This is a genomic window from Brevundimonas sp. UBA7838, assembly GCF_002500885.1.
Lineage (GTDB): Bacteria > Pseudomonadota > Alphaproteobacteria > Caulobacterales > Caulobacteraceae > Brevundimonas > Brevundimonas vesicularis_C.
In genome coordinates this window covers 24,663-37,238 of sequence record NZ_DLTK01000072.1, presented here as the reverse complement: position 1 = coordinate 37,238, position 12,576 = coordinate 24,663, and the positions used below count along the sequence as shown (strand labels likewise).

The 12,576-nt window shown below is 62.1% G+C and carries 11 protein-coding genes; 6 read left to right on the top strand and 5 right to left on the bottom strand.

All coding sequences use genetic code 11. The features are described 5' to 3' along the window. Positions 1–50: 50 nt before the first annotated feature. From B3T77_RS05870 to B3T77_RS05855, 4 genes are read left to right on the top strand one after another with little or no spacing between them, the layout of a single operon-like run. The gene (locus tag B3T77_RS05870; RefSeq protein WP_292078142.1) at positions 51–827 is read left to right on the top strand and encodes an ABC transporter permease; all 777 of its coding nucleotides are present in this window, start codon (positions 51–53) and stop codon (positions 825–827) included. A gap of 38 nt (positions 828–865) precedes the next feature. Beyond that, positions 866–2,035: a Wzz/FepE/Etk N-terminal domain-containing protein gene (locus B3T77_RS05865; protein ID WP_292078141.1), complete on the top strand. Its 1,170-nt coding sequence runs from the start codon at positions 866–868 to the stop codon at positions 2,033–2,035. Next, entirely contained in the window at positions 2,032–2,715 is a 684-nt protein-coding gene (locus B3T77_RS05860) for an ABC transporter ATP-binding protein (RefSeq protein ID WP_155966191.1), read from the top strand. The genes B3T77_RS05865 and B3T77_RS05860 overlap by 4 nt, the downstream gene beginning before the upstream one ends. Continuing rightward, the gene (locus B3T77_RS05855; RefSeq protein ID WP_292078140.1) at positions 2,712–3,590 is read left to right on the top strand and encodes a hypothetical protein; all 879 of its coding nucleotides are present in this window, start codon (positions 2,712–2,714) and stop codon (positions 3,588–3,590) included. The genes B3T77_RS05860 and B3T77_RS05855 overlap by 4 nt, the downstream gene beginning before the upstream one ends. 51 nt (positions 3,591–3,641) lie before the next feature. Here B3T77_RS05855 and rfbC read toward each other — a convergent pair whose 3' ends face one another. Beyond that, positions 3,642–4,205: a dTDP-4-dehydrorhamnose 3,5-epimerase gene (gene rfbC / locus B3T77_RS05850; protein ID WP_292078139.1), complete on the bottom strand. Its 564-nt coding sequence runs from the start codon at positions 4,203–4,205 to the stop codon at positions 3,642–3,644. Positions 4,206–4,441: 236 nt separating this feature from the next. Between rfbC and B3T77_RS05845 the strand changes: the two genes are divergently transcribed. Then, the gene (locus tag B3T77_RS05845) at positions 4,442–6,736 is read left to right on the top strand and encodes a glycosyltransferase (RefSeq protein ID WP_292078138.1); all 2,295 of its coding nucleotides are present in this window, start codon (positions 4,442–4,444) and stop codon (positions 6,734–6,736) included. Further along, positions 6,733–8,889 carry a glycosyltransferase gene (locus tag B3T77_RS05840; RefSeq protein ID WP_292078137.1) on the top strand — a complete coding sequence of 719 codons (2,157 nt, stop codon included), beginning with the start codon at positions 6,733–6,735 and terminating at the stop codon, positions 8,887–8,889. The genes B3T77_RS05845 and B3T77_RS05840 overlap by 4 nt, the downstream gene beginning before the upstream one ends. On the opposite strand, the gene B3T77_RS05835 is transcribed toward B3T77_RS05840, so the two are convergent. From B3T77_RS05835 to B3T77_RS05820, 4 genes are all read right to left on the bottom strand, one after another. Beyond that, a complete protein-coding gene (locus B3T77_RS05835) occupies positions 8,865–9,521 on the bottom strand; it encodes a hypothetical protein (protein WP_292078136.1) in 657 nt (218 codons plus the stop codon). The genes B3T77_RS05840 and B3T77_RS05835 overlap by 25 nt on opposite strands. Before the next feature lie 70 nt (positions 9,522–9,591). Next, positions 9,592–10,557, bottom strand: coding sequence for a polysaccharide biosynthesis/export family protein (locus B3T77_RS05830; RefSeq protein WP_292078135.1), 966 nt, complete (start codon positions 10,555–10,557; stop codon positions 9,592–9,594). A 259-nt stretch (positions 10,558–10,816) separates the two neighbouring features. Then, positions 10,817–11,413 carry a hypothetical protein gene (locus B3T77_RS05825; RefSeq protein WP_292078134.1) on the bottom strand — a complete coding sequence of 199 codons (597 nt, stop codon included), beginning with the start codon at positions 11,411–11,413 and terminating at the stop codon, positions 10,817–10,819. A 163-nt stretch (positions 11,414–11,576) separates the two neighbouring features. Further along, positions 11,577–12,509 (bottom strand): hypothetical protein, encoded by a 933-nt coding sequence (locus tag B3T77_RS05820; protein WP_292078133.1) that lies wholly within the window; start codon positions 12,507–12,509, stop codon positions 11,577–11,579. Positions 12,510–12,576: the final 67 nt, after the last annotated feature.

Genomic DNA, 12,576 nt, shown 5'->3' with positions numbered 1-12,576 from the left:
GTGCTTGAAAGACTCTCCGCCGGACGGGTTCGTCACAAGGTCTTGGCCTGATGATCGTCAAATCGGTCACCCATCACGTCAACATCGTCATTTCGCTCATATTGCGCGAGATCATCACGCGATACGGCCGCCGCGGCTTGGGCTTCTTTTGGCTGGTCGGCGAGCCATTGATGTTCACGATTGCCATCATCATCCTGTGGTCGTTCATCAAGGCACCCTACCAGCACGGCATCCGGATTGCGCCGTTCGTGATGACGGGATACATGTGCCTGATTATGTTCAGGCACATGGTGTCGTACAGCATGGCCGCCGCAAGCGGGAACTCTGGTCTATTGTACCACAAGACCATAAGTATCCTACACGTCTACATGGCGCGGTATGCGCTGGAGTTCTGTGGTTCGACTCTGGCGTTCTTCATCATCTATGTCGCGCTCGTGTTCCTGGGCCAGGTCGGTCCGCCGCAGAACCTTCTGCTTGTCTATTGGGGATGGTTCTCGCTTTTCATTCTGTCGATGGGCATCGCCATGGTGTTGAGCGCGCTAGCGGCCGAGTTCGAAATTCTGGAGCGCATCGTGCCGATCATGCTATATGCGGTTTTGCCCTTCTCGGGCGTTTTTGCGATGGCTGCCTGGATTCCGCCCAGCTATCGGGCCGTCTATCTGGCCATGCCCTTGCCGCATCCCGTCGAAATGATCCGCGCGGGTGTATTTGGCGAGTTCGTCGAGACGCATTATAGTCTTCTTTATCCCGCGTTCTGCGGCGGTATTCTCATTCTGTTTGGATTGTTGCTGCTCGCTCGTGCGAAGGAGCATCTGGATGCCGACTAGGCGTATCGATAGAGAGGCGCCGTCGGCGACTAGATTGCATGGCTGAATCACGGATCACTTATCTCGGCCCGACCGAGGGCGATCGTCCGCCCTCCGGTGGTGCTCGACCGCATGCGCTATGGAAGCGCGTGCCGCTGGCGTTCTTGGTCGTGGTGGCCTTGCCGACGCTCGCGACGGCCATCTACTTCCTGTTTATCGCTTCGCCGCGCTACGTTTCAGAAGCCCGCTTCATCGTCCGCGCTGCGTCTCAGGAGCAGCCCTCGACATTAGGCGTCGCCTTGCAGGGCGTCGGCCTGTCGTCCAATGCCACCGATGCCTTCGCCGTGCATGAATATATTCAGTCGCGCGACTCCCTCAGCGATCTGTCAAAATCCTTCGACGTCGCTGCGGTTCTGGCTCGGCCGGGTGTGGATCTGTTGTCTCGTTATCCGAAATTTGGCGCTGACACCTCTCGTGAAGGCCTGTTTAAAGCGCTGCAGAAGTTCGTCACGGTCGGCTACGAATCTTCGACCGGCATCAGCACGTTGCGTGTCCAGGCGTTCAATCCTACCGACGCCCAGGCGATCAACGCCGCCATGCTTGACGGTGGCGAGCGCTTGGTCAACCGGCTGAACAACCGCGCGTCAGCCCGAGCCGTTGACGACGCGGAACGCGCGGTCATCGAAGCTGAACAACGTCTTCGCAATGTGCAGTCGCGGCTGAATATGTTCAGGAATCGCGAAGGGATCGTCGATCCGATGTCGGCGGCAGCGGAAAATACCGGCATCATCTCCGAACTGTCCACCACCATAGCCACGCTTCAGGCTGAGCGGGCGCAGATTTCCAGCCAGGCGCCGCAAAGCCCGCAACTGCCGTCGATCGACGCACGCCTTGCTGCATTCCGCGGTCAGTTGGCTATCGAGCGGCAAAAGGTGGCTGGAAACGCCGGGTCGCTGGCCACCAAGGTCGGGGGCTATGAAGCCCTGGAGGCCGAGCGCACCATGGCGGACCGTGCGCTTGCCGCCGCCAGTGCGGGTCTGGACTCCGCGCGCATCGATGCACGACGTCAGAAGCTGTATCTGGAGCGGGTTGTGAATCCCAGCCGCCCAGACGCCCCAAGCCAACCTCGCCGTCTTATGGCCATCCTGGTCGTCTTCATCACAACGATGTTGATTTACGGAATTGGATGGCTGGTCTGGGCCGGACTTAGAGAGCACCGACAAGTTTGACGCGCGAAGCACCAGGCGGTGTCGGTCTAGAGGTGTCAGGTCTGGGAAAGACCTATAAGCACGCTCCTGGCGGGAAGCCGCTGTTCTCCAATCTATCTTTCACCGTCGGACGACAAGACCGGCTGGCGATTCTCGGCCGTAACGGTCAGGGCAAATCGACGTTGATCAAGATCCTGGGCGGGGCGCTGGGTTCGTCGGAAGGCAGGATCGATTGGCGTATGACCAATTCTTGGCCGATCGGCTTTTCAGGCGGATTTCAGGGCAGCCTGTCCGGACGTGACAACATCAGGTTTTTATCCCGGCTCTACAACCGCGATTTCGACGAGATGTTGCGCCGGGTCGACGGCTTTGCCGAACTGGGGTCGAAGCTGGCGCTGCCGGTGAAGCACTATTCGTCGGGGATGCGGGCCCGCCTCGCCTTCGGGCTGTCGCTGACGATCGAGTTCGACTGCTATCTCATCGATGAGTTGGTGGCTGTGGGCGACGCGCGCTTCCAGCGCAAATGCCGCGAGGAACTGTTCGAACATCGTGCAGATCGCGCCTTCATCATGGCGTCGCATGACATGCGGTTGATCGAGAAACATTGTCAGCGCGTCCTCATCATCGAAAGCGGGCGGGTGAAGATGTTCGACGACGTGCGTGAGGCCATCGACATCTACAGCTGGCTCCGCGCCTCATGAGCGAGATTTTCAAACTGGGCGTGCTGCTTCTGCCGTCGCCGACCGAGGCGGCGTGGCGCGATGCCGTGCTCGAGGCGTCGGCCAATGCTGGATACGCCGTATCAAAATCGGTGGACCGCCTGTCTTCCACCAATGCGGTCGGACATGTGCTGATCGTGAGCGACGCGGCCGAAGCGCGCGCGTTCGGCGATGCGGAGTGGGTGGTCCTGACCGCCGGCCTGCAGACGACGGTGGACACGATGCTGGGGCGCATGTCGCATGCGGTCGAAAAGGGCTACAAGCTGCTGGCTGGGCAACTCGCCGCCCAGGCTTGGCTCCTGGAGAAAGGCGCGCAGTCTCTCGACTCGTCCGCCGAGGCGCTGGATTTTCCCGGCTTGGGGGGGCTGGTCCGCTCCGCGAACATCTCCGAGCCTTCGCCGCGCGCCGACGCCGGGCCCCTGGCGGTCTATGATCGGCCGATCCCCGCGCCAGGCGCGGCCGCCGAATGGCCCATAGGCGTTTTCATCTTCAAGAATCCCGCCAAGGCGGGGTTCGCGCCGCCAAACGTCGATCTGACGGGACGCGGACGCGTGGTGGTTCACGGTCCCCGCTACGACCTTCCCGCGGGGCGATGGCGCATCACGGCCCGTTTCGCGGTCGAGACCGAAGGCAGCGATCTCTATCTCAAGTTCGAGTGGGGCGTCGGCGAGGATCTGGAGACGCTGGAGGTCATGCTGCAGAAGTCGGGCGGCTATGAGGTCGTGCTTGACCATGGCTGGACCTTCCCCGGCCCGGCGGAGCTCAGGGTCTGGGCGTCCAACGCGCATTTCGTGGGGCAGATGGAGTTCCAAGGCGGTCGGGTCGAGCGCCTTGCAGACAAGCCCGAAGCCGACTGATCCATACGCCCGGCCGGCCATTAGCCCGCCGGGCGTCGCCGCATTCGTCAATCAGAGATCGACGAGAGGTCGTCCGTCGTAGGCGAAGGGGCTTTCGAATTGCGACAGAAGTGGCAAGCTCTTGTCCTTGTCCGACAGAACCGGACCCGTCGTCGGCAAGGGCCAGTCTATCCCCAGAGCCGGATCGCTCCACAAGACGCCGCCGTCGCAGTCCGGCGCGTATCCGTCGGAGCACTTGTAGGCGATTTCGGCGTCAGGCGTCAGGGTGACGAAGGCGTGGCCGAAACCGACAGGGATGAACAGCTGGTCGCCGTTGTCCTCGGTCAGTTCCGCCGCGACATGCTTACCGTAGGTGGGCGAACCCCTTCTGAGGTCGACGGCGTAATCCAGGACCGCACCCTTCAGGCATCTGACCAGCTTGTCCTGAGCGTGAGGGGGGCGCTGGAAATGAATTCCGCGGATCGTGCCGACAAAGGTGGACCGCGATTGATTGTCTTGGACAAAGGCACAGGTTACGCCGAGCGATTCGTAACGCGTTTGCGACCAGGTTTCGGAAAACCAGCCGCGGTCGTCTCCGAAACGACGGGTTTTGATGAGTTTGACCGGCGAATCCATGATAACTCCGTGAGAATACGTCTCTCTAGGCCGCGCTCTGCGATCTCGGTCAAGTCAAACCGGAGGGAATGTCCGCCTGAGCCGGAGCGGCCGATTTGAAACCTGTTTCTCCTCTCGCCTGGCTGACGGGCCTTTGGGGCGGCCGTTCCAGCCGTGATCTCGACCGCCTGGCCGGGGACGCCGCACGCGATCGAAGAGATTGGGCGGCGGCGGCCGACGCCTACCGGCGCCATCTGATGAAACGGCCCGCACATGCGGCGGTCTGGCTGCGGCTGGGCAACATGCTCAAGGAAAGCGGTCGACTGGAAGAGGCCGATCGTGCCTATTCGGAGGTGAGCCGCTTGATGCCTGACGCAGGGGTGGGGCCGCGAATGCGAGCCGAGCTCAGTCGAAGGCGCGGCGACCGCCTTCAGGCTTGCCGCCACTATATCGAGGCGTGGCGTCGGGATCGGGATCCCGACGCCGGCTTTCATCTCACGCGGGATGATTTGATCGCGTTTCTTGCCCCCGAGCAGTCGAAAGGCCTCGCCGCGCACGAGCGCATCACCGGCGCCGTCGAAGGCCTGCGCGGAGTAGCCATAGAGGGATGGGCCTGGAATCCGGATCGACCCGCCGATCCGGTGGTATTGAACATATCCGTAGGGGGGAGGGTCGTCGGGCGTGTGCAGGCCGATCTCGCCAGACCGGACATCGTGGACCTGGGGCTGTCCGATGTGCCCGTCTGCGGCTTCAGCTTCGGCCTCGGTCCCTTCATCAAAGCCGGCGATGCTCTGAGCGTCGTCGTCGAGCGCGTGGATTCTCACGCGCCCCTGGCGGCCTCTCCGTTCGACATCGGCTCCATGAGAGGGCTCGCTCAGTGGTTGGAACGCGCCGTGCCGCCGCCGACAGAAGCGGGCGGGCCGATGATCTCCATCATCACGCCTGTCCACGATGTCGATCTCGCCTGGTTCGCGGAAACTGTGCAGGGCGTTCTTCGCCAGACCGAAGCGTCTTGGCGATGGATCATCGTAGACGACGGTTCATCGAACGCCGACCTCAAAAACCTGCTGCGCCGAACGGCTGCGCAAGATCACCGCATCACCCTGATCACGACCGACGAGCCCCAGGGAACCGCCGCCGCGATCAATGTCGGATTGAGGGCGGCTGAAGGGGACTATGTTCTTTTCCTGGATCACGACGATCGTCTGGAGCCCGAGGCGATCCGTCTGCTTTCGTTTGCGGCGTCTTCCGGCGCGGACGTCCTCTATGGCGATGAAGCCGTCACGGGACGCGATCTGGACGACCTGAGGTCGATCATGGCGCGACCCGCCTTTTCATGGCGCTATTACCTCAGCCATCCCTATTTCGTTCATCCCGTCTGTGTTCGGCGCACCCTGGCCTTGGCGGGCTGGGACGAAACCTTGCCGGCGTCCGCGGACATCGACTTTGTTCTGCGCATGATCGAGGCGGCGCAAAACATCGCCCATCAGCCCGGCGTTCTCTACCGGTGGCGCACCCATGCGGACAGTTCCGGCCACAGGCTGGAGGACAAAGTGACGGGGGCGACGCTGGCCGCCATGGGCCGCCACCTGCAAAGACGGGGCGCAGCCGCGCGCGTCACGGCCGCCGAGACGTTCAACACCTACCGGCTCGACACCCATGACCCCGGCGGGCGCGTGCTGGTGATCATTCCGACAAAGGATCGCGCCGACCTGCTACGTCAATGTTTGTCGTCCCTTTTCAGCACCTGCAGGGCCGAAGACTTGGACATTGTGGTCATCGACCACGATTCGCGAGAGCCCGAGCTGGCCGAACTTCTAGCCAGCCTGACCCATTGCGTCCGGGTGATGCCTTTCAGCGGGCCTTTCAACTATTCGAAGATGAACAATCTGGCAGTGTCCGCCTTCGCGGGGGACCACCGTTTCGTCCTGTTCCTCAACAACGACATCCAGGCGCTGGACGTTGGCTGGCTCGAGCGGCTGCGCGCGTTGGCCGCTCAGGAAGACGTCGGTGCTGTGGGGCCGATTCTAATCTATCCTGACAACCGCATCCAGCATGCGGGCGTCTTCCTCGGGCCCGGCGGTTATGCCGAACATGCGATGAAGTTCGAGCCTCTGGTCGTGAATGGCCGACGCAATCCCGGCTACAATTGCAGCCTGACGGCGGTTCGAGACTGGTCGGCTGTGACTGGGGCGTGCCTGATGATGAGGACGGACGTGTTTCAGGGCGTCGGCGGGTTCGATGACCGTCTGGCCGTCGGCTTCAACGACACCGATCTATGTCTGCGCGTGCGTGCGCAGGGCCTCAGCGTGATTGTCGACGGCTGGGCGGTGCTCATGCACCACGAATCGGCGACCAGGGCGTCGAGCGGGCAACTCGCGCACCCGGAGGACGCAGCCTGTTTCGCAGCGCGTTGGGCCGGTTTGATCGCGGCTGGGGACCCCTGGTACAATCCGATGCTGTCGCTGGATCGCGATCACCGGGTCGAGCATCCCGATGTCGCAACGCCGCGCTATCGCGTGACGAAAGCGCCTGGAAAGGCCGTCCCATGAAGTCAGGATTGTGGTCGCGACTGACCGCCATGCCCCTTGGACAGGCCGGCGGCCGGCGGCGGGCGAACGTCATACGGCGACAGGCCGAGACGGCGCGTGACCAGGGACGATGGCGCGAGGCGGCGGAGCTGTTCCAGACCCATGCGGGCATGAGGCCCAAACGGGTCGGATCGTGGATACAACTCGGCAACATGCGCAAGCAGGCGGGCGAGCATGAGGCGGCCGAAAGCGCCTATCGTCACGCAATCGCGCTGCGCCCCAATGTGGAGGCTTGGTCGCAGCTCGGCCATCTTCTGCTCACTCAAGGACGGAATGGCGAAGCTGTCGACGCCCTGAAGGCGGCGCTCGACCTCAGTCCCGGACATCGCGTGGCGCGCGAAGGCTTGATCGCGGCCGGGGCGCGCGGTCTTCTTCCGCTAGGCGGCGGGGATCCGGGCGTCCTGAACCGTCTGCTGGTCGTCGCGAGGGACATCGACGACGCCATAGCGGCCGCCGTCGACGCCTCGGTCGCCCCTCTCGCCTTCTATGATCAGTTCTGCCGCGCACGGGCAGTACCCGCGCCGCCCGGCAGGCCGTCAGCCTCGGTCCTCGTCCTGATCGACGGCCGCGGCGTGTCGCCTGACCGACTGCGGGCGAGCCTGCTGTCCTTGGTCGACCAGACGCTGACCACTTGGACAGCCGTCGTCACGCTTGATGGTTCCCTGGAGTCGCATCCGGTCGCTTCGCTGGCCTTGATGGAACCTCGCATTCGATGGTCCGACGACCTCTCACCGACCGGCGACGCGGCCTTCGTCGTGACGACCGACGCCGGCGTCGTCTTTCGGCCGACCGCCTTGGCTTGGCTGGTGTTCGGCGCAGACCGGACAGGCGTCGGCGCGGTCTATTCCGATCACGACCATCTCTCAGAGGCTTGGCCGCAAGGCGAAGTCCGCGCCGATCCCGTCTTCTTCGCCGCACCAGATGTCTATGATCTGAGGACGGTTCCGGACCTACCGGCCGCCGTGCTTTGGAGGCAGGCGCGCGCGCCGTCATCTCCGGACGACGCCTCCGTGAGAGACGCCCTTGCCGCGTTGGCCCAGCAGGGCGACGCCGTCAACATTCCGCTGGTCTTGGCGAGTGTGAAACGGCTGTCGGCCCAAGCCAGGATCGGCCTGCCGTCGGCGGAGGAAGCTGCCGCCGGTTATCTGGAGGTCTTGCGGCGGCCCTCGCCCGTCCACGTCGCATCGACCGTCGATGACAGACCGATAAAGGTTGTCATTCCCACGCGCGACGCCTGCGAAATGCTGGCCGCCTGCATTGACAGCCTGCTCCACAAGGCCCGCCTTCCGGAGCGAGTCAGGATCATGATAGCGGACAATCGAAGCATGGAGGCCGACACGCGCCGGTTCCTTCAAGAAGGCCAGATGAGTGGACGGTTTTCCGTCATGACCGTCGATGAACCTTTCAATTGGGCGCGCATCAACAACCTTGCGGTCGAGGCGTCGTCGGAGCCCAACCTGCTCTTCCTGAACAATGATACGGAAATGCTGACCCAGGGGTGGGACGATCGGATTTCCACATACCTCGCTCAGGACGACGTCGGCCTAGTAGGGGCCCGGTTGCTCTATCCGGACCGAACCCTGCAGCACGGCGGCGTGGTCCTCGGTCTGGGCGGAGGCGCCCCCCGACATGAAGGGCTTGGCGTATTGGAGAGCGACGGCGGCCCCAGCGCGCGATGGCTGAGGACGCGATCTGTGGCCGCTGTCACGGGCGCATTTATCGCGGTTCGACGCCAGACCCATCAGATGCTGGGTGGGTTTGACGAGCTGAACTTCGCCATCGCATACAACGATGTCGATTATTGCCTTCGGGCGCGCAGCCAAGGCATGAAGGTTATTTACGCGGCCGATATCGAGGCCATCCACCACGAATCCCGCACGCGAGGCCTTAACGACACCCGCGGCAAAATGGCTTGGGATCTTGCGGAACTGATGACCCTGAAGCGGATTTGGGGCGACGAGATGATGCGGGATCCAGCAGTGAATTGTCACTGGATAACGGGTTCCGCCCGTCCTTTTGACGGCATCCGGGCTGTGTCGGCTGAACAGGCCACAAACTGGCTGGATAGGGTTGGAATGCGCCGTTCAGGTCAACCGGAGGTGGGTTCGCTTTGAACGGCGGGCCGATGGCCGCTTAGGCGCCGTCGGACCGTATGAGATGATTCTGATAATCCCAATCTCGTTACTACCATCTTGGCGACCAGCCTCAGTGACAGGGTGGGCGCGCCCCTCCAGATACGGAGCGCTTCTGCCCGCCAGATCTCCCATTCCACCGCGCGCCGTGCGCCCTGGCGCACGTCATCGCGTTTGCCGCTGAACACTACTGCCATCAATTCCACGGTCGACCAGAACATGAGCAGGGCCGCGCCGTCCTCTTCACCAGTACCGTCCTGCAATAGCCGGCGCAGGTCGGCGGAGCGATCCAACATCGCGGCGGCGGCATGAACCGAGTCGAGGTCGGGACGCTGGGATCGCGCGACGTCTGCAAGGCTCAGATAGCGAAACCCAGCTTCCGGCGGGGAATCGAGGATCTCGGCCCAACGGGCTTCTGGAGACGCCTCATCAGTGAGGAGCTGCCAGTCGCCGTCTGGTTCCATATGACGATACAGGCCCTGTCGGGTCGGAAGACCATTGAGCGAGAACAATTCGAGGGCGCTCTGTTCGATCTCGTCGAGCAGGACGAAGGCGTCATCTAAGGTCCGGCTGGACGGCGGCGGAGCGTCGGCCGCCGTGACGTCCGGCAGCAAGGCCGCCGTCTCAAGCGAAGGCTTGGACCTTTCCCCCGCGCTGTCGTCAAAAACGCCGTGGCCCATAAGTTTAGTTGACGTTGAGCGTTCCGGTCACCGTGACATCATAGATCACGCGCGTGATCGATTGAACGAACTCGAAGAATTTACGAAGCTCGGCGGAGTTGGCGCGTGGGTTGTAGATGACGTCCTCAGGTCGGATCATGAAGTTGTTGGCCGTGAAGAATCCGGCGGGCTCTGATAGATCCAGCCGATAGATGACCGGCACGCCCTTCGCCATTGGCGGAACGTTTACGCCAAGGGCATGGGCGACCTCTGGACGTTCGAACCTGAACACCAGCACCGCACGCGCGTTACTGGCCTCGCTGTTGAGACCTCCCGCAGCGGCAAGGGCTCCGGCTAGCGTGACGTCGCCGGTTGGCATGTCGACTTGCGACACCCGGCTCAGGGCGCCGAAGGTGGTGTAGCGGCGTGTTTTTGCGACCAGATTGATCTGGTCGCCGGGCGACAGGAAGATGTTGTCGGAAGGCGAGGTGAAAAGCGTCGAGAGGGGGGATGAGAAAGTCTGCCCGTCGCGCACGAGGGTAACGATGATGTCTTCCGGTGGCGTCGTCGGCCCCCCTGCAGCGGCGATGACGTCTAGCGCCGTGCTGACGCCGCGTTTTAAAGGCAAGCGCCCCGGCGTGGTCACTGCGCCCATGACGGTGACGCCATTGCTCGTGTTTTCTTGAACCGACAATATGACCTGGGGATTGACCGCCTTACCGCGGAGTGCCCGTCGGACAGCATCGCCAGCCTCTCCGACGGTCAGTCCGGCAACCCTCACAGAGCCGGCGAAAGGCACCGAGATCAAGCCCGCACGATCCACAACGATCGGAGGCAGTCCCTGATTGGTCGTGGTCGGCGCGCCGCCCGCGCTGTCCGACGATCCGAACAAGGCTCCGCCCGGCTCCAGAACGGCGATGGCCAAGGTGTCCCCGACGGAGATCAGGTCATAGTCACGGGCCGCCGGCGCACGTGTCAGACCGCCGGCCAAAGGGGCCGCAGGCTGTTTGGCCACTTCGGAAACCGCATAATTCAGGTCAACGATGGCGTAGGTCGGATCGGCGGGATTGTCCTGCGACCGCGCAATGGCCCTGGATGAGGGGCCGTCCTGTGGAAGCGTTCCGCAGGATGCAAGGACGATGGGAATTAAGAGAGCGGTGAACTTGCGCATCTGCGTCCGTAATCAAAGCGAGACCTGACATAGAACCAAAGCTCCGCGGCCGCCATAGAAAGCGGAGGCTTGATTAGGTTCAGGCTGCGCGTTCCGCGGCTTCCTTCACCAGGATGTCGTCAAGGGCGGCCTGCCAAAGGTCGCCATAGTCGACATCCGTCCACTGGGGAAACCAGGGACCGCCATTGGTGTAGTGGATGGCCGAAGGCGTGATGTCGGGCTTTTCATACTCACCGACTAGGAAATTCCATTTCAGGTCTAGAGCGCCGATATCCTTGTCGTCCTCGATCCAGCCGAAACGGTGCAGATAGGCGGGGGCGGCCTGGTTGACCACGTCCGGCGTCAAAGCCTTCACGGCCGGATGCCGGCCGTTGAAGATGAGGAAGGAAGACCAGTTTTTGCGCGGATAGACCGTCTGGCCCTTGCCATCCATCTTGACGGGGTTGGCCGGCACATAATCATGCTGAACGACGTATACGGCCTTGGAGGGGTCAAGCGTGTCGAACAGCGCGCTCAGGTCGCCGGTGAAGAGAAAATCGCAATCCACGAACAACGACCAGTCTTCGTAGTGAGCAAGATAGGGCGTCAGAAATCGCGTGAGCGAAAACTCGGTCGAGGCGGAGGAGTCGGCTGGGCGGCTATAAAGCCCCAGTTCGCGGACAGTCGGCTGCTTCAAGGGGCGGACGTCAAGCGCCTGCGACGCATGCTGGAGGATGGAGTGACGGCAGACTTTCCACGCGACGTCTTCGCGTGCGTCGTAGCCGACGAAAACCTTGCGAGGGGTTGGGTGCTGACTCAAAATTCACTCCCGCTGGCACGATGCATTTCAAAATCCGCGATCACGCAGCGACTGACTTCGCCATGCGAGCATGCAAATCTTCAACCTGCTGGTTGAAACGCCTATCGGCTCTGAGCATGCCGTTGGGCGAAACGAAGAACATGTAGACCATGGCGCGCTCGCCGTAGAAAATTTGATGAGAGATCATTCGCGACTCGCCGAACCACACCTCTCCTGGCTCGAAGGCGATCGTGTGGCGCGGCAGGCTGTCCTTGCAGGCGTTCGCGGTCCCGCCCAAAACGGGGCCGCAGATATAGTTGTTGAGCTCGTTCGGATCCTGGCCCGCAAATCGCTCAAGCCCGTGTTTCTCGTAGAGGGTTTCCGCGTAGGTCACGAAATTATGGCTCGTATGCCAGAGCCTCGGGCGCTGATCGAGGTTGCAGAATATCCGAACTTGTTGGAAGTCCTCGGCAATCTGGTGGTTATCCCAGTGAATGTTCTCAAACAGCGTTGTCGTAAGGCGGACGCTGGGGACGACCCGGAAATATTCGTAGGTGGGGAAGCAAATCGAGAACAACTCCAGCGCCGTATCGTGCGCCGTTTTCATCGCGGTGCTGGCGCGGGCGAATAATTCGGGGTCGCCATTGCAAAGGACGTCATAGACCGCACGTCGAACGGGGTCCTCTGTCTCGAAGCTGCCGTAGGCTCCACCGCCATGTTCATCTTCAGTGAACTCTGGACCAGCGCCCTCGAAGAACTTGGTGGAGGTCAATTTCTTCAGCTGTTTGCGCAGTCTGGGATTGTCCACCTTCGTGATATTGCCGGACATCGCCTGAAAGATGTCGAGCTCGATCGGCATCCTGTAATCCTTCAGCAGGATAAGCCGGTTCGCCTCGTAAAGATCAGTGATGCCGTCCGGCCGCTTGCGGATTTCATCAAGCGTCAGCTCGACGAAATAGTCCTCAACATCCGGGTGCCTAACAATTGTGGCCATGGTGCCGCTCCATTCGAGCAATCATTTTATAGAATGAGGCTCGGCCTGCGCTACCCCTTTTCGTTTG